Annotated in this window: 17 protein-coding genes; 7 read left to right on the top strand and 10 right to left on the bottom strand. The window is 70.3% G+C overall.

Features of this window, described 5'->3' with window-relative positions; translation table 11 throughout:
* The first annotated feature begins 71 nt into the window (after positions 1-71).
* Both HUA75_RS17025 and HUA75_RS17020 read left to right on the top strand, forming a co-directional pair.
* A complete protein-coding gene (locus tag HUA75_RS17025) occupies positions 72-1,598 on the top strand; it encodes a Ppx/GppA phosphatase family protein (protein ID WP_174486985.1) in 1,527 nt (508 codons plus the stop codon).
* A gap of 155 nt (positions 1,599-1,753) precedes the next feature.
* Positions 1,754-2,974: a zinc-dependent alcohol dehydrogenase gene (locus tag HUA75_RS17020; RefSeq protein ID WP_174486984.1), complete on the top strand. Its 1,221-nt coding sequence runs from the start codon at positions 1,754-1,756 to the stop codon at positions 2,972-2,974.
* 4 nt (positions 2,975-2,978) lie between these two features.
* Here the strand turns inward: HUA75_RS17020 and HUA75_RS17015 are convergent, their stop codons facing one another.
* The gene (locus HUA75_RS17015; RefSeq protein WP_174486983.1) at positions 2,979-4,004 is read right to left on the bottom strand and encodes an S-adenosylmethionine:tRNA ribosyltransferase-isomerase; all 1,026 of its coding nucleotides are present in this window, start codon (positions 4,002-4,004) and stop codon (positions 2,979-2,981) included.
* Positions 4,001-4,729 carry an SDR family oxidoreductase gene (locus tag HUA75_RS17010; protein WP_174457954.1) on the bottom strand — a complete coding sequence of 243 codons (729 nt, stop codon included), beginning with the start codon at positions 4,727-4,729 and terminating at the stop codon, positions 4,001-4,003. The genes HUA75_RS17015 and HUA75_RS17010 overlap by 4 nt, the downstream gene beginning before the upstream one ends.
* A 91-nt stretch (positions 4,730-4,820) precedes the next feature.
* Between HUA75_RS17010 and HUA75_RS17005 the strand changes: the two genes are divergently transcribed.
* Positions 4,821-5,378 (top strand): helix-turn-helix domain-containing protein, encoded by a 558-nt coding sequence (locus HUA75_RS17005; protein WP_141649036.1) that lies wholly within the window; start codon positions 4,821-4,823, stop codon positions 5,376-5,378.
* A gap of 7 nt (positions 5,379-5,385) precedes the next feature.
* Here the strand turns inward: HUA75_RS17005 and HUA75_RS17000 are convergent, their stop codons facing one another.
* Positions 5,386-5,988 carry a 2OG-Fe(II) oxygenase gene (locus tag HUA75_RS17000; protein ID WP_141649032.1) on the bottom strand — a complete coding sequence of 201 codons (603 nt, stop codon included), beginning with the start codon at positions 5,986-5,988 and terminating at the stop codon, positions 5,386-5,388.
* Between the two features lie 84 nt (positions 5,989-6,072).
* Here HUA75_RS17000 and HUA75_RS16995 point away from each other — a divergent pair, with 84 nt between their 5' ends.
* Positions 6,073-6,687: a DUF4230 domain-containing protein gene (locus HUA75_RS16995; RefSeq protein ID WP_141649033.1), complete on the top strand. Its 615-nt coding sequence runs from the start codon at positions 6,073-6,075 to the stop codon at positions 6,685-6,687.
* Between the two features lie 17 nt (positions 6,688-6,704).
* Here HUA75_RS16995 and HUA75_RS16990 read toward each other — a convergent pair whose 3' ends face one another.
* From HUA75_RS16990 to HUA75_RS16975, 4 genes are all read right to left on the bottom strand, one after another.
* Positions 6,705-6,986, bottom strand: a complete 282-nt coding sequence (locus HUA75_RS16990) for a hypothetical protein (protein WP_174486982.1) — start codon at positions 6,984-6,986, stop codon at positions 6,705-6,707.
* A gap of 35 nt (positions 6,987-7,021) precedes the next feature.
* Positions 7,022-7,399 carry a hypothetical protein gene (locus HUA75_RS16985; RefSeq protein ID WP_217446091.1) on the bottom strand — a complete coding sequence of 126 codons (378 nt, stop codon included), beginning with the start codon at positions 7,397-7,399 and terminating at the stop codon, positions 7,022-7,024.
* A 110-nt stretch (positions 7,400-7,509) separates the two neighbouring features.
* On the bottom strand, positions 7,510-8,784 hold the full coding sequence (locus HUA75_RS16980) for a tetratricopeptide repeat protein (RefSeq protein WP_371746126.1): 1,275 nt from the start codon (positions 8,782-8,784) through the stop codon (positions 7,510-7,512).
* Positions 8,785-9,262: 478 nt separating this feature from the next.
* The gene (locus HUA75_RS16975) at positions 9,263-11,383 is read right to left on the bottom strand and encodes a hybrid sensor histidine kinase/response regulator (RefSeq protein ID WP_254627586.1); all 2,121 of its coding nucleotides are present in this window, start codon (positions 11,381-11,383) and stop codon (positions 9,263-9,265) included.
* A gap of 175 nt (positions 11,384-11,558) precedes the next feature.
* Here HUA75_RS16975 and HUA75_RS16970 point away from each other — a divergent pair, with 175 nt between their 5' ends.
* Entirely contained in the window at positions 11,559-12,335 is a 777-nt protein-coding gene (locus tag HUA75_RS16970; protein ID WP_141648885.1) for a DUF2270 domain-containing protein, read from the top strand.
* A gap of 133 nt (positions 12,336-12,468) precedes the next feature.
* Positions 12,469-13,473: an isocitrate dehydrogenase (NAD(+)) gene (locus tag HUA75_RS16965; protein ID WP_141648884.1), complete on the top strand. Its 1,005-nt coding sequence runs from the start codon at positions 12,469-12,471 to the stop codon at positions 13,471-13,473.
* A 74-nt stretch (positions 13,474-13,547) separates the two neighbouring features.
* Here HUA75_RS16965 and HUA75_RS16960 read toward each other — a convergent pair whose 3' ends face one another.
* From HUA75_RS16960 to HUA75_RS16950, 3 genes are read right to left on the bottom strand one after another with little or no spacing between them, the layout of a single operon-like run.
* Positions 13,548-13,934 carry a translation initiation factor gene (locus tag HUA75_RS16960; RefSeq protein ID WP_141648883.1) on the bottom strand — a complete coding sequence of 129 codons (387 nt, stop codon included), beginning with the start codon at positions 13,932-13,934 and terminating at the stop codon, positions 13,548-13,550.
* Between the two features lie 20 nt (positions 13,935-13,954).
* Entirely contained in the window at positions 13,955-15,319 is a 1,365-nt protein-coding gene (locus HUA75_RS16955; RefSeq protein WP_174457949.1) for a thioredoxin domain-containing protein, read from the bottom strand.
* Positions 15,316-15,642, bottom strand: coding sequence for a cupin domain-containing protein (locus tag HUA75_RS16950; protein WP_141648881.1), 327 nt, complete (start codon positions 15,640-15,642; stop codon positions 15,316-15,318). Before HUA75_RS16950 ends, HUA75_RS16955 begins: the two co-directional genes overlap by 4 nt.
* A 38-nt stretch (positions 15,643-15,680) precedes the next feature.
* Between HUA75_RS16950 and HUA75_RS16945 the strand changes: the two genes are divergently transcribed.
* On the top strand, positions 15,681-16,739 hold the full coding sequence (locus HUA75_RS16945) for a folate-binding protein YgfZ (RefSeq protein WP_141648880.1): 1,059 nt from the start codon (positions 15,681-15,683) through the stop codon (positions 16,737-16,739).
* The last annotated feature ends 52 nt before the right edge of the window (positions 16,740-16,791 follow it).

The following is a 16,791-nucleotide window of genomic DNA, read 5'->3' as shown; positions in this document are numbered from 1 at the left end:
GCCCGGCAGCAGCCCCCTCATGTCGTGCTGCGCGAGCCGTCACGGCGCTCTACACTGTTCCACGTCCAACCATGCCCACTCGCCGCCCCGCCCTCCCGCCCGTCCTCGCAGCCATCGATGTGGGGACCAACGCCGTGCGACTGGAGCTCGCCCGGCCGGACGCCGACGGGGCGCTCGAGACACTCCACCAGGAGCGAGACCCCATCCGCCCCGGTGAGGGTGTCTTCGCCACCGGCACCATGCCGGAGGCCACGGCGGAGCGGCTCTTGTCCACGCTCCGGCGCTACTCCGCCCTCTGCCGTCGCCACAAGGCCCAGGTGCGCGCGGTGGCCACCAGCGCCCTGCGCGAGGCCCGCAACAGCCCGGACATCGTCCGGCGCGTGCGCGAGGAGTCCGGCCTCAACCTGGAGGTCGTCAGCGGCAAGGAGGAGGCGCGCCTCATCTGCCTGGGCGTGCTGCACCGCAAGCCCCCCGGCACGCGCTCGCTGCTCATCGACATTGGCGGAGGCAGCACCGAGGTGGCCACCGCCGTGGGCGAGAAGCCCGACAACCTGTGGAGCCTGGGGCTGGGCTCGGTGCGGCTCACCGAGGTCTTCGAGGCGTCGCGCACCGTGACGACGAAGCAGCTGCGCATCATGCGCGGGTTCGTCCAGGAGGTGCTGGGCAAGACGCTGCCGGAGAAGCTGCCGCTCCTGCCCCGGGTGGCGCTCGGCTCGTCCGGCACCATCAACGCCGTGGTGTCCTTCGCCTCCAGCGAGAGCAGCGGCAACGCCACCGTGCGCCAGCTCACCCAGACGGTGGAGACGCTGGCGCAGATGCCCGCGGACCGGCGGCGCAAGCGCTTCGACCCCAAGCGCGCGGACATCATCGTCTCCGGCGCCGTCATCCTGGAGGGCGTGGCGAAGTACCTGGGCATCGAGTCCGTCAGCGTCGTCAACCGGGGCCTGCGCGACGGCATCCTCGTGGACCTGCTCTACCGACAGGATGCCCACCACCAGCCCGACGACCACAGCCTCGCGGACGCCGCCATCGCCATGGGCCAGCGCTTCTTCTTCGACGAGAAGCACGCGCGCCAGGTGTCACGGCTCGCGCTGACGCTCTTCGACGACCTGGCCGCCCTGCACCAACTGCCGCTGTCGGTGCGCCCGTACCTGGAAGTCGCCGCGCTGCTCCACGACATCGGCCACGCGGTGAACTACGAGCGGCACCACAAGCACACGTACTACCTCATCCGCCACGCGGACCTCCCCGGCCTCGCGGACCGCGAGCGCGAGCTGGTGGCCCGCGTCGCCCGCTACCACCGGCGCAGTCCGCCGGAGCTGGCCCACTCGGGCATGGCGGGGCTGACTCCCGCCGAGGCCCGCACCGTGCGAAAGCTCGCCACCCTGCTGCGCGTGGCCAACTCGCTGGACCACAGCCACCACCAGCCCATCAAGGACTTCAAGGCCACCAACGGCCGCGACGGGGTGGCCCTGCACCTGCACGCGCGCCAGCCGGTGGACCTGGAACTGTGGAACGCGGAGCACGAGGTGGCCTCCTTCCGCCGCGTCTTCGGCAAGAAGCTCTCCTTCCACGTCCATCAGGTCGCCGGCCGCTAGCCGCCCGGCGCTCCGCCTGCTGGCCAGCAGAGGAGACGTCGCGCCCTGCCCGCGTTGCTCCAGATGCCCACGCTCAAGGTCCACGGGTCCGTCGTCACCAGACGGGCCTCTTCGACTTTGGACGCAAGGGCCCCTCAAGGGGAAAGGAGCGCGCGATGAAGGCCGTCGTATTCCATGGGATTGGGGACATCCGGCTCGACGACGTGGCGGAGCCGCGCATCGAGAAGCCGACGGATGCCATCGTCAAGCTGTCGGCGAGCGCCATCTGTGGCACGGACCTGCACATGATTCGCGGGACGATGCCGGGGATGAAGCCGGGCACCATTCTCGGGCACGAGGGCGTGGGCTACATCGAGGCGCTCGGCGACGACGTGCGCAACTTCAACGTGGGCGACCGCGTCGTCATCCCCTCCACCATCGCCTGCGGCAACTGTGTCTACTGCCGCGCCGGCTACCATTCGCAGTGCAATGACGCGAACCCCCACGGCGCCTCCGCGGGTACGGCCTTCTTCGGCGGGCCGGAGCAGACGGGCCCCTTCCACGGCATGCAGGCGGAGAAGGTGCGCGTTCCCTTCGCACACGCGGGGCTGGTGAAGATTCCGGAGGGCGTGAGCGACGAGCAGGCCATCCTCGTCTCCGACATCTTCCCCACCGGCTACTTCGGAGCGGAGCTGGCGGAAATCAAACCGGGCGACACCGTGGCGGTGTTCGGCTGCGGGCCGGTGGGGCTGTTCGCCATCGTCAGCGCGAAGCTGCTCGGCGCCGGCCGCGTCTTCGCCATCGACTGCCATGAGGACCGGCTGGAGCTGGCGCGCAGCCAGGGCGCGGAAATCATCGACTTCGACCAGGAAGACCCGGTGAAGACGCTCCTGCGCCTCACCAACGGCATCGGCGTGGACCGCGCCATCGACGCGGTGGGCGTGGACGCCGAGCACGCGCACGCGGGCCCCGCGGCGAAGCAGGCCAGCGCGCAGAAGGCGGAGCTCAAGCGCGAGGCGAAGGAGGCCGCGCCGAAGACGAAGCCGGACGGCGACAACTGGGTGCCTGGCGACGCGCCCGCGCAGGTGCTGTCCTGGGCGGTGGAGGCGCTCGCCAAGGCGGGCACGCTGTCCATCATCGGCGTCTACCCGGCGCAGGTGCGCACGTTCCCCATCGGCATGGCGATGAACAAGAACCTCACGCTGAAGATGGGCAACTGCAATCACCGCAAGTACATCCCCCGGCTGCTGGAGCTGGTGCGCACCGGCGAGGTGGACCCCACCGCCATCCTCTCGCACGTGGAGCCCATGAGCGGCGCGCTGGACGCCTACCGCAACTTCGACCTGCGCAAGCCGGGCTGGGTGAAGGTGGAGCTGGAGCCCAATCAGCTCCAGTGAGCCCTCACGCGTCCAGCACCAGGCTCGAGTCCCCGAACTCGTGCCCCAGGTAGCCGCGCGCCTCCGCGTGCGCGGCCGCCTCCTTCAACAGCAGTGACGGCGCGAAGGCCTGGAGCAGCGCGTGGTGGCTGCTGCCCGGCTCGTGCATGCCGGTGAGGAGCCCGTGCACCACGCGGGGCACGAAGCCCGGCCCCAACAGGAGGTCCGTCACCGCTTCGCCCGCCACCAGTCGCCCGCCGTTCATCGCCGCCCGGCCCTCCAACGCCCGCACCACCGTGGTGCCCACCGCCACCACCCGCCCTCCCGCCGCGCGGGTCGCCTCCACCTGCGCCACCGTGGCCACGGGGATGTCCGAGCGCTCGGGCCGGGGCAGCGCCGCGTCCAGCACCGCATCCCCGGTGGACGACAACCCCGCCGCGTGCGTGAGCGACGCCAGCCGCACGCCCCGGCGACGCAGGGCCAGCAGCACGTTCCAGGTGAGGGGCAGTCCCGCCGAGGGCGCCTCCGTGGCCCAGGGCCGCGCGCCGTAGCCCGTCTGCACGTGCCACAGCGACAGCGGGGCCACGGTGTACGCGTACTGCACGGGACGGCCTCCCTGGTACAGCGCGGACCAGAGCGCGGCGCCGTCCTCGTCGAAGGCCACGCGCAGGAGGCGGGGCGAGGGCGGCAGCACCTCGACGACCTGGACCGGCAACCCGACGACGGTGAAGCGCGTGCCCACCGGCAGCACGGGCGGCGGCGGACGGTCCTCGGTGCGCTTGCGCCAGTCTCCCGCGCCAAAGAGGACAGCCGTCCAGGTGCCGTCCTGCTCACGCGACACCAGCCGCAGCTCGACTCGCTCTCCCGAGGCCGTGCGCCCCAGGAGCGAGGCGGGGAACGTGGCGGCGTCGTTCACCACCAGCAGGTCTCCGTCGCGCAGGAGCGACGGCAGGTCCGCCACGCGGGCGTCGGAGAAGCGGCGTCCTCGGGGCTCGATGTGCAGGAGCCGTCCCTCCTCGGGATGGTCCACGGGCCAGCGCGCGGGCTTCATGCGGCCTCCAGACTCTCCGCCACCAGGCGGGAGCCCGAGGGCAGCGACTCCGCGCGGCGCTCCACCATCGCGACGATGCGGGCCGCCACGTCCTCCGGCCGGGCCAGCGTCGAGCGGTCCGCCTCCGGCATGGCGTCCGCGTGCATGCGCGTGTCCATCTCCCCCGGGTCCACGTTGAGGAAGCGCACGCCCGTGCCCTCCAGCTCCGCGGCCCAGAGGCGGCCCAGGTGCTCCAGCGCGCCCTTGGACACGCTGTAGGAGCCCCAGCGCGGATACGCGGAGAGGGCCGCGTCCGAGCTGATGTTCAGCACCAGCCCGCCCCCTCGCACCACCATGTTGCCCACCACCGCCTTGGTGAGCCGGAAGGGGCCCACCACGTTGACCTCCAGCACGTGCTGGAAGTCCTCGCACGCGGTGTCGAGCAGCAGGGGCAGCGGCGTGGGGCCCAGGATGCTGGCGTTGTGCACCAGCACGTCCAGCGGGCCCACCAGCGACGTGGCCACGCCCACCAGCCGGTAGATGGACTCCTTGTCCCCAACGTCATAGGCCACGCCGTGCGCCTCCAGCCCCTCGGCTCTCAGGGACTCGGCGGCGGCCTCCATCTCCGGGGCGTGTCGGGCCACGCCCACCACCCGCGCGCCTCGCCTCGCGAACCCTGCCATGAGGGCTCGCCCCAGCCCCCGACTCGCTCCCGTCACCAGGACCGCTTTTCCGGTCAGCGTCATTGGAATGTCCTCCTTGCCTGGAGGGATACGTCCGTCGCGTTGATGAAATGGCGTCTCGGACAATCCTTTGGCAGATTGCCAACCCATGGCCATCGACGAAGAGGACCTGCCGAGCAGACTGGCGCGCAACATCCGGACCCTGCGGGAGACGCGGGGCGCCACGCAGGCCCAGCTCTCCAAGCTCGCGGGGGTGCCCCGGGCGACGTGGGCGAATCTCGAGTCGGGCACCGCCAACCCCACGCTGTCGGTGCTGCACCGCGTGGCGGCGGCGCTCCAGGTGTCGCTGGAGGAACTGGTGGCGAGGCCTCGGGCCAGTGCGCGGCACTACCCGCGCGACAGCCTGACGACGCGCATGCGAGGTGCGGGGCAGTTGCGCAAGCTGCTGCCGGACCCGCTGCCCGGCATGGAGTTCGACCGCGTGGAGCTGCCCTCCGGAGTGCGCATCACCGGCGTGCCCCACACGCCCGGCACCCGCGAATACCTGGCCTGCGAGTCCGGGGAGATGGCCCTCGTCGCCAGCGGTGAGCGCTTCGTCCTCAAGCCCGGAGACGTCGTCGTCTTCCGGGGGGACCAGAAGCACTCGTATGAGAATCCAGGGACGCGCACGGCGGTCGGCTACTCCGTCGTCCTGCTCGCGCCCCCGCTGTGATGACGGCTCAGCCCGCGTCGCGGCCGTAGTACCAGGCGGTGAGGGCCAGACGCGAGGCGTGGGCGGGCAGCACCTCGTGCTCGATGCGCTCGCTCAGGAAGACGACGAGCGTGTCGAGCATGGGGGCCACGTCCACCGGCGCCGAGCCCTCCGGATGCAGCCGCAACACGCCTCCGTGCTCGGGCACCCAGCCCTCGTTGGCGTACCAGATGGCGGTGGCGCGGCGGTTGGACTGTCCGGGAAATGAGTCGAAGTGACGCGCGTAGCGCGCTCCGCCGCCGGGGTAGCAGGCGAGCTGGAGGTCGAAGCGTCCCAGGCCGAGATAGGCCGCGGATGAAAGCGCCTGACCGAGCCTGGCGAAGTGTTCCCACAGGACGCCGAGTCCTGTTCCTGCTTCCGGCTCCACCCAGCCGATGAGGTCTCCTCTCACGCGGGAGTCCAGGGTCCGCTCGGCGCCCCGGCGGATGCCCGCGGCATGCAGCACTCCAGATTCAGCCCTCGCCAGCGCTTCAGCCCGCGCGGCGAGGGCGGCCACATCCCCGAGGAAATCAGGGCGCGTGAAATAGCCACGCGTCCCCAGTGCCTCCACCTCGACATCGGTCAGCTCCACACGTGCTCCTTCCAGCAACGTGCCGCCCACACGCGCGCACCGTGCCCCAGACGCGTGCCGCGAGGAAGGAGATACACTGGGCCCATGGCGCACCTCTCGCGAATCCTCGCGGTCCTGCTGGGCATCGTCGCCGGAGCCCTGGGCGCGGGCTGGCTCTTGAGGCCCACCTCCCCCGCCCTGCCAGACACCGCCTCCGTGGTGCAGCAGATGCGCGAGGTGGCGCGGCTGGAGACGCTCGACGTCGCCCTCTACAAGAAGGTGACGTTTTCCCCCGAACCCAAGGCCACGGATGCGCTGTGGAAGGACGTGGTGAACTGGGCGGCGTACACCCTCCAGAACCCGCACGGCCGCGCCATCGTCTTCGCGGACGCGCACCTGGGCTTCGACTTCCAGCGACTGGGCCCTTCGAGCCTCCACGTCGCCGGCACGAAGGTCCACGTCGTGCTGCCCCCCATCGACGTGCGCGTGGCGCTGCGGCCCGGGGAGACGGAAATCATCGACTCCAACCTGGACAGCGCGCAGACGGCGCAGTTGTTGGAAAAGGCGCGCCTGGCCTTCGAGCATGACGTGCGCGCCGACACGAGACTCCAGCAGCGCGCCCGGGACTCCGCCGAAAGGGCCCTACGGGCGCTGTTGCTCACGCTGGGCTACCGCGAGGTGGTGTTCGTGGACCGGCTGCCCACCGGCACGGCGGGGTGAGCCGGCCCCACGGACGTTCACGGCTCTGACAGCAAGGCGCGTTCAGCATCCTGGAGCCAGCTCTCGAACGCCTCGCGCTGGGCCTGGGCGTACTCGGGGGCCTTCACCCGGATGTCCGCGTCGAAGAGGAAATGCCAGACGATTTCCTCCACATCGGAGCTCTCTGGAACAGTGCGAAGTCGCAGGCACAGCGCGATGGACGCGTCCACCCACTCCTTGAGGCTCTTCTTGTCCGTGGGGTCATGGTCAAAAAGCCTCCTCATCTCCTTTAGCGCGGCGGACCACTCGGCTGCTGACACGGGTATGCCTCCTACGTTTCCCACCGTTGGAGCCTTCACTCCGGTGGCGCACCATGATGGAGCAGGATGACCGGGTCGCCATCATGTGAAATCACGAGCGCGGACCGGGATGACGCCACGGCGCTCGCGAGCCCCGCGACATGCCCGCCAAACAGGTTCGGATGTTCCGGGTCCGTGAGGGCCCCGATGGCGACCCTGTCGTAGGCGGGGAAATGCTCTGGGACCGCGAGCTCGTCATCCAGGAGCAAGACCGACAGCGCGTCTCGCCTCATCGCCTGGACCACGTCGCCGCGCCCCGAATCCCCTCCCAGGGGAACAGCCACCCTCATCGACACGACGAAATCACCGCGTTCAGTGGGTCTGTCGAAGATGAGCACCCCCGAAGCAGTCCTCCTGAAGGCCTCACTCGACATGAACTTCTCGACCGCATCCCATCCAGGATGCGTGGCGCGGGGTCCGAGCGCCCATTCCTCGTATGACAGGACTGTTGCCCTGGTCATGGCCACCTCCAGAGCGACCTGTATCAGTCCCCAGCAGCCTGGTCCCGGGTGAGCCCCTCGTCCGACAGGAAGTACAAGCCGGCGATTCCCTCCGGAGTCGGCTCCAGGTCCGCCAGCACTTCCCAGGCCGAGGGGTCGGAGACTCGGGCCACGAGCGCCATCTCACGCCGCACCAGGGAGCCATAGAGGGGCTCGTCTCCCGCCTGCTCCGCCAGCAAGCGCCGCTGGGACGCGGTGAGCAGCCGCGCACCGTCGAGCCCGTCTCCCGCGGCCACCGCCCACAGCCCCGAGAAGCTCTCCGCGAGACGGACCTCGCCCCGGTCGATGACGACGGGCCGCACGGGCGCCGGATGCGCCTCCAGGTTCCGCCACGCCGCCGCGTCCACCGCCTCCCGCGTCAACCCAGCCGGCCCCAGGGCGGACTCGGGCAGGTAGCGCACGAAGTCCGCGTCCTCCAGCACATAGAAGACCTCCAGCCTCGCCGGCCCCTGGCGGTGCAGCGCGCCCACCGCCTTCGCCTCGAAGTCCGCCGGACGCAGCACCGGACGAAGCCGAGCCTCCAGCGACGCCCCCTCCGAGCCCAGCCCCGAGTCCAGCCCGCCCAATCGCGCGGCCAGGGACTCCACGTAGGGGCCCAACCCCGCTGAGCCAGGGGCCTCGCGATACGCCGCGTACAGCGAGCCCACGTCCACGCGCCCCACTCCGCCCGTGGCCAGCTTCACCAGCAGGTCCTTTCCCTGCCGCCGGAAGACCACCCGCGCCCGTCCCAGCGCGCCCGCCAGCGCGGCGGTGAACTCCGGCCGGAGCACCTGCTCCTCGGGCACGGCCGGGGGCGGGAGCTCCGCCGCCTCCAGCTCCGCCTTCAACAGCCGCGTCTCCGCGTCGAACGGGTCTCTGGCCAGCGCATCCGTGACGTACGCCTGGGCCTTCTCCACCTCGCCCCTGCGCAGCGCCAGCACCGCGAGCACCTTGAGGACCTCCGGGTCCCCGGGCTCCTGCGCGCGCGCCTGCCGCAGCAGCGCCTCCGCGTCCCCATTTCGCTCCAGCCCGAGCAGCGCCCGAGCCAACCCCAACATCACTGGCACGTCCCGAGGGAAGTCGCGCCGCAACGCCTCCAGCAGCGGCAGCGCCTCCCGGTCCGCGCCCGCGTTGATGAGGGCATGCGCCAGCGCCAGCCTCGGCGTCGGCCCCTCACTGCCCTGTACCTGCGCGCGGAGCGCTTCCAGCTCCGCGTCACTCAGGACCTCACCCGCCTCCACCTTGCGGCGGATGCGCTCCACTTCCAGCAAGACGCTCACCCACACGACTCTAGACGCCCGGCCGTGATTCACGAACCCACCCCGCACCGGCCCCCGGGTTCCATTGCCAGACAAGCATTCCAACCCACCCAGACATGATGGGCTTTCGACATACACAGACACCGCCCCAGTCGACACCCACATGCCCTGGGGTTGGATGGTTTGAGCAAAACCCGTCAGGCAGGATGCGCCTGCTTCGCAGCCGGATACCGCACCCCGAGCCATCCCGAGTTCAGCTTCGTGGACGTGGCGAAGTCCCTCGGCGTTCCGCATGACCAGGTGATTCACCGCCGGGACGAAATGAAGGCCGCGCCGAAAGTCGCGGTGGAGCACGTCCTGACCCGACATGAGCCGTAGGCGCGCACGGCTCACGTGACGCCGAGACCGTCCGCGAGGGCGGCCGGCGAGGGTCTCCAGGCGACGGCGGCCCCCGTTGCCCCTCCTTCCTTGGACCTCGGGGCGGTCCACCCGCGGGGCCTCAGTGCCGTGGCGGAGTATCGGGACTCTCGCCGGCGTCGGCGGACGACTCTCCTGCGGCCTGCGCGGCCTCACCGCCCGAGCCGCCCTCCGTCTGCGCGAGGAAGTCATCCAGCGCGCCTACGTCGATGGGCTTGCGGAACACGGCGTCCACCAGCGCGAGGCTGGCGCGGTTCTGCCCGCGTACGTCCATGCCGGTGACGATGGCGAGCAGCACGTGGGGCGTCTTCTCGCGCAGCTCGCGCGCCAGCTCCCAGCCGCTCATCTCCGGCATCACCGCGTCCAACAGGGCCGCGTCGAAGCGGCGCCGGTCCCACATCTCCAGCGCCACATGGGGGTCATGGGCCACCTGCACCTCGTAGCCCTCCTCCCCCAGGACTTCGGCCATCATCCGCGCGTTGTCCAGGTCGTCGTCCACCACCAGCACGCGGCGCGTCTGCTGGAAGCGCCGGGGCGCCGCCGGAGCCACGGCCTTCGTGCCGCTCGGCGGGGTGCGCGTGGGCTCGTACGTGGACGACTGCTCGTGGACGCGCGGCAGCCGCACCACGAAGGCCGCGCCCTTTCCCGTCGTCGCGTTCTCCGCCGTCAGCTCGCCGCCCCAGCGCTGCACCTGCGCGCGCGCCACCGCCAGGTACAAGGAGAGCTGCGGCGCCCCCGGGTCCCTGCGCAGCGGGTCGAACAGGTGCGAGAGTTCCTCCGCCGCGTATGTCGGGCCTTCGTCCTGGATGCGCAGGATGAGCCACTCCCTGCCTTCCGCGCGCGTCGTCAGCTTCAGGTGGCCGCCCTCCTCCATGCGGTCCCTGGCCGCCAGCAGCAGGTTCACCACCAGCTCGCGGAAGAAGGCCGCGTCCGCGCGCACCGAGCCCGGGTCATGCAGGTCCAGCTCCACGTAGACCGGGTGCTCGCGCTGCTCCAGCTCGCCGCGCGCCAGCTCCAGCGACTCGCGCACCGTCTGGTCCACCTTCACGTCGACGGGCCGCTCCTCGGTGCGCTGGACGTTGAATTCTTGAAGCCGCGCCACCAGCTCGCCAATCTGCTGCACCGTCTTGTCCAACGCCTCCAGGTGCTCGGGCTTGTACTCGCGTTGGAGCAGCGTGATTCGCAGGCGCAGCACGTTGAGGAAGTTGTTGAGCGCATGCGCCGCGCCCCCCGCCAACTGTCCCAGCGCCTGCTGGCGGGTGCGCTGGAGCAGCCGCCCCTGGAGCCTGCGCAGCTCGCCGTAGGCGCTCTCCAGCGCCTTGGTCTTGTTCGCGGACTCGGTGCGGTCGGTGAAGGTCTGGATGGCGCCGGCCAGTTCGCCCTCTTCCTCCCAGACGGGCGTGGCGCTCATCTCCAGCGTCACCTCGCCGCCGCCGGGACGCTCCACCACCATCATCACCCCGCGCACCGGGCCCTGCTCCTTCAGCGCGCGCACGAAGGGCATGTCGGCGACCTTGAAGGGCTCGCCCGTCAGGTGCCGGGCGTTCACCTGGGTGAGCACCGGGGACACGGTGTTCACCGCGCGCCCGCCCACCACCGCGCGCATGGGCACGCCCATCAGCCGGCTCACCGGCGGCGTGGCGAAGGACACGGTGCCGTCCACTTCGGCCAGGAGGATGCCCACGTCGACGTGGTTGAGCACCGACTCCATCACCGCCGCCTCGCGGAAGCGCACCTCCTCCGTCTTCAGGATGCGCGCATAGGACGCCTGCGCCGCCGCGTCCCCTTCCCACACCAGCTCCGCGATGAGGCCGGCGACCTCCGGCTCTATCAGCCCGCCGTGGTGGCGCGCGTAGACGTGCAGCAGCACCGACTCCAGGGACTTGAACTCGCGCGTCAGGTCCTCGGGCTCGAAGTTCTGCGTGTACCGGTCCGCGCCGTGGGAACGGGCGACCTCCGGCCACAGGCGCACCGCGTCCTCGCCCCGGTCCTTGAGCAGGCGCGCCATCTCCCCCACCAGTCGCCGCAGCGGAGCACGCAAGTCCCGGCCCGGAATCTCCACCTCGTAGACTTCCGCGCGCAGGCGTTTGGCCCACAGGCGCGCCACGCGCTCCTGCTCCCCCTGGAGCAGCTCCGACAGGGCTTCGATGGGATTGAGCCGGGCCACGTTCAAGTCGCCAAGGTGGGCATGCCCGCCCGCCATGGCCACCCGTGCCCCCGCCTGTCCGCCCGCTCCAGGGGACCGACGCCGCCGGTGTCCCAGGCCGCCTGCTCGCCCACCGGGAAGCAGGGCGTGCGCGCGGGCGCGCTCACATGGGGGCGATCATCCGGACGAGCCGTTGCATCGACCCGCGCCCCGTCCCACCTTCCGGGAACGGATGCCCCTCAACGAGCCCATCAAGAACGACCTCTTGGAGTCGCCCTGGTTGTCGCAGCAGGCCATGGCGCAGCTCTTCCGGGGCGAGCTGAGCCGCTCCGACACCTGGCGCACGCGCCTGGACACGACGACGAACTGGGCACTGACGACGACGGCGGCCGTCATCTCCTTCGGCTTCGCGACGCCGCAGAGTTCGCACGTCACCTTCCTCGTCGGCATCTGGATGGTGGTGTCCTTCCTGCTCGTCGAGGCGCGGCGCTACCGCTACTACGACTTGTGGAACCGCCGAGTGCGCCTGCTGGAGGACGGGTGGTGGGCCCCCATGCTGCGCCGCGAGCCGGTGGACCCGGACGCCCTGCGCGAGCTGGCGGTGGAGATGTCCCGCCCTCAAATCCAGCTCTCGTTGCTCTCCGCCATCTCCACGCGGCTCAACCGCACCTACGGCCCCATCCTGATGGTCCTGTTGGTGACGTGGTTCTTCAAGGTCTACAGCCACCCGAAGCCGCCGGTGGACTTCCTGGAGTTCGTCACCCGGGCCCACGTGGCCTGGATTCCGGGCCCCATCGTGATGTTGATCCTGGTGTTCATCACCATCACCGCGACCTACCTCTTCATCTCCTCGTTCTTCATCCGGGCGCCCCTGGGCGAGTTGCGCACACGCCCCCGGGGGCGACGCGCCGCGCTGTGGGAGTCGTTCTACCGGCCCTACGCCATCCGCCGACGCCACCGGCCCACCCGCCGGCCCGCCCGCCGGCCAGACTCCGCGTCCGAGCACTGAGGGCCCCTTTCCTCCCTGGACGGACTCCGCGACCCGGGAACCGGGCCTGGCTCATGGACCCCATGCCTGGCCCTGTACGCCGGAAGTTTTCGTCCTTTCGAGTCCAGGGGTTTTGTGCTGTGAATCCGCACCCATGGCGAACACCCGCACTGTCACGGTCATCAATGGAGACGGCATCGGCCCCGAGGTGATGGCGGCCACCATCCGCGTCCTCGAGGCGCTCAAGGTACCGCTCGAGTTCGAGCACAAGGACGCGGGCGCGGAAGTGGTGGCCAAGTACGGCACCAACCTGCCCCACGAGACGGTGGAAGCGGTGCTGCGCAGCGGCGTCGCGCTGAAGGGCCCCACGGGCACGGTGGTGGGCGGCGGTCTGCCCTCCGCGAACGTGGGCCTGCGCAAGCGGCTGGATTTGTACTCGTCGCTGCGGCCCGTGAAGAGCGTGCAGAACGTGAAGACGCGCTACGAGAACGTGGACCTCGTCGTGGTGCGCGAGAACACGGAGAGCCTCTACGCCGGCCTGGAGCACATCATCGTCCCGGGCGTGGTGGAGTCGCTGAAGATCATCACCGAGAAGGCGTCCACGCGGATTGCCCGCTTCGGCTTCGAGTACGCCCGGAAGCACGGTCGCAAGAAGGTGACCGGCGTCCACAAGGCGAACATCATGAAGCTGTCGGACGGCCTGTTCCTGGACTGCTGCCGCAAGGTGGGCCGTGAGTATCCGGAGATCCACTACGAGGAAGTCATCGTCGACAACCTCTGCATGCAGCTGGTGAAGGACCCGACGCGCTTCGATGTGATGGTGCTGGAGAACCTCTACGGCGACATCGTGAGTGACTTGTGCGCCGGTCTGGTGGGCGGCCTGGGCATGGTGCCGGGCGCGAACATTGGCGAGCGCACGGCGGTCTTCGAGGCGGTCCACGGCACGGCGCCAGACATCGCGGGCAAGGGCATCGCGAACCCCACCGCGCTGATGATGTCGGCGGTGATGATGCTGGACTACCTGGACATGCGCGAAGAGGCCCGGCGCATGGAGGGTGCCCTCCACAAGGTTTACGGTGAGGGGAAGATTCGCACCGGCGACCTGGGTGGCAGCGCGACGACGCGCGAGTTCACGGACGCCCTCATCGCCGCGCTGTAGCAGTTACGACGGCCCACGCCGTCACACGAGCCCGGGTCGCCTTCAAGGCGCCCGGGCTTTTTCGTGTCCGCGCCTCAGCCCACCGTCACCTTGCGCACGCCGCGCGCCTCCAGCAGCGCGGGCAGTCGCTCGCGCTGGTCTCCCTGGAGCACGAGCGTGTCGTCCTCCACCACGCCTCCGCAGCCCAGCGAGTTCTTCAGCGCCTTGAGCCACACCTCGCGCTGGGGCACGGGCAATTCCAGGTGCTCCACCACGGTGACTTCCTTGCCACCCCGCCCCTTGCGCTCCATCCGCACCACCGCGCGCGCGGGGCCCTTCGGCTCGGGCTTGCGCGCGGGCGCAGCGACGGGCGCCGCGGGGCCCACCGGCAGCGCCTCCCGCTTCGCCGCCAGCGCGGCGAAGGGATTGTGGAACGGCCCCACCGGTGCCGCTGGCTCGTCCTTCTTGTCACGCTTGCCCATGACGAGACGCCCGCCGTTGCTCAGTGGTTGTGGCCCGCGTGGTCGTCCTGCGGCATCGCGCGCGGCGGAGGCAGCACGTCGAACGCGGGCGCGCTCGGATTCCCATCCGCCATCACCAGCGCGTACAGGAACGGCGCGGACGGCATCGCCTGCCGCCCGTTCACCACCACCAGCGGCGTGCCGGTGAACTGGTAGCGAAGCGCATACGACGTGTCCTCTTGAATCTTCGCCGCCGTGGCCGCGCTGGAGATGCACGCATCCAACTGCATCCGCGACATCGAGCCGGACGAAGCAATCTCCATCACCCGCTCCGTATCCAGCACCGCCTGCGCCGCGAAGAGCTTCTCCCGCAGCTCCCAGAAGTCCGGCGCGCCCTCCAGGCAGATTTGCGCCTTCGCCGCCACGCACCGCACGCTGGGCGCGTCCGGCCCGCGCTTGGGCATCGCCGGGTTGCAGGAGCCATCCAACGGGAACTGCCGGGCCTCCAGCGACAGCTTGCCTTCCGGCACGCGCTTCTTCAGCACCGCCAGCTCCTCCACCAACGCCTTGCAGTGGGGGCACTTGCTGTCGGTCCACTCGACAATCTTCACCGGCGCGTCCACCGGCCCATAGCGGTGACGCGCGGGCGCGGCGGCGGCCTTCGGCACGTCCCGCCGGTACAGCGCCAGCGCGTTGGAGATGAACTGCTGCTGCTCCATCGGCAGCCCGCGCAGGTACGCCTCCAGCGACGCGGGCGTGGCCGCCTGCGTCGTCGTCGACGACGAAGCCACGGGCAACAGCGACCCCGCCTTGGGCTGCGGCGAGGACAGCGAGCGGCCCGGCAGCAAGACGGCGATGAACACCGCGACGGTGACGCCCACCGTCCACTGCAGCGCGGGGACCCACTGGCCCGCACCGGCGGCCGGCAGCCCCTTCCACGCGACAGCCGCGATGGCCGCGACCAGCGCATACGTCCCCAGGCAGGTGGGGCACACCACGCCCGTCTGGAAGCTCGCGAACGCGAAGACGAGCACCGACGCGATACCCGCGCCGGCCGTCAGCTTCAGCCCCTGCGCCGCCGGAGCCACGGGCTTGCCCGAACGAGCGCGCGCCAGGTACAGCGCCGACAGCGCCACCACCGTCAGGCCCCACACCAGCCCCAGGCCGGCCACGGGGATGCCAAACAGCTCATGCAAGCGGGTGGCGAACGGCGAGTTCCACACCGTCTCGCAGTTCACCGTGTCGGACACGCCGCACACGGTGGAACCACCGGCGCGCAGCGTGAGCAACTGGCTCCACTGGAAGACGGACAGGACGCTCGCGGCCACGCCCAGCACCAGCAACACCACCCCGACACGGAAGGGAACGGGGGTGGCGGCTTTCTGGGGAGAGGACTTCGGACTCATGCGTGCTCCGGGGGCGGGGTCATCAGGACGAGCAAACGGGCGGAGGCGGGGCCTTCATTGGCGACACCGTGCTCGGCACCCGCGGGGGCGAAGACAGCCGCGCCCACACCATGGACCTCCTCCTCGGCACCGACGCGGAAGCGGCAGCGGCCGTCCAGGACGACGTAGACCTTGTCGGAGGTGGCGTGGTGATGCGGCTTCTGCGCCTGCCCGGGCGCCAGGCAGTAGACGTCGAGGAAGAAGCGCTCGGACTGGAAGACGTTGAGCTTCCGGAGCTTCTCCGGGGAGAAGTCCTGGAAGGACGACAGCTGCTTCACATCCATCGTGGCATTCGCTCCTTCGCCTCTATATAGCGACGGACATGGAACCGCTGTCTCTGCATTTTCTTCACGAAGAAGCGGGGGCCCGCTTCATCGATGTGCGCGGCCGGGAAGTCGTGGCCGGATATGGCAACGGCGAGGACGGCTACCGCGCCGCCCGGGAGGCCGTGGCGCTCCACGACGCCTCCTACCGCGAAATCCTCCGGATAACGGGGGAGGACAGGGCCTCCTTCCTACATGGAATGGTGACCCAGGAGGTGAACAACCTCCCCGTCGGAGCCGCCACCTACGCCGCCCTGGTGAATGTGAAAGGGGCCATGGTGGCGGATGCCCGCATCCTCAAGCGGGAGGCAGACCTCCTGATGGATGTGGAGCCGGGCCATGGCGCCAAGGTCCGGGAGTTCCTGGAGAAATACCTCATCTCCGAGGACGCGGAGCTGCACGAGGCGACGGGCGAGTACGCCATCCTCCGGCTGCTCGGTCCCCGGACGGCGAGCGTGCTGGGCGAGGGCTTCTCCCCCCTGGCACACCACGCCACCCGCCCCCTGACGCTCGCCGGCCAGGACGTCATCCTGGTGGGCAACACCTCGGTGGAGCCCCACGGTGTCGATGTGTGGGTGCCGCGCGCGGGCGTCGAGGCCGTGTGGCGGGCCTTGAGCCAGGCGGGCGCGGAGCCAGGCCTGAAGCCGTTGGGCTTCGAGGCGCTGGAGCTCCTGCGGGTGGAGGCCGGAGTCCCCCGGTACGGGCAGGACATGGTGGACACCACCATCCCCATGGAGGCCAACCTCACCGGGGCCATCTCCTACAACAAGGGCTGCTACATCGGGCAGGAGGTCATCGCCCGGGCGACCTTCCGCGGGCACATGAACCGCAAGCTGACGGGCCTGCTCCTGGGCGAGGCCGACGCCGCGCCCGGCATGGAGCTGCGCCGGGGCGAGAAGAAGGTGGGCTGGCTCACCAGCGTGGTGCGCTCCCCGTCCCAGGGACAGCGCGTGGCCCTGGGCTACGTGCACCGCGACTCGCTGGAGCCCGGCACCGAGCTGACGCTGGCCGGTGGGCCCGACACCGTGAAGGTCGCACCACTGCCCTTCAAGGGCTGAGCGCGACACGGCTGTCAGTGAAGCCGTGAGCCACTGACGACTTTGTCACCCG

It is taken from the genome of Myxococcus sp. CA040A (assembly GCF_013336725.1).
GTDB classification, from domain to species: Bacteria; Myxococcota; Myxococcia; order Myxococcales; family Myxococcaceae; genus Myxococcus; species Myxococcus llanfairpwllgwyngyllgogerychwyrndrobwllllantysiliogogogochensis.
Note: the sequence above shows the minus strand (reverse complement) of the source record. Positions and strands in the feature narration are given on the sequence as shown.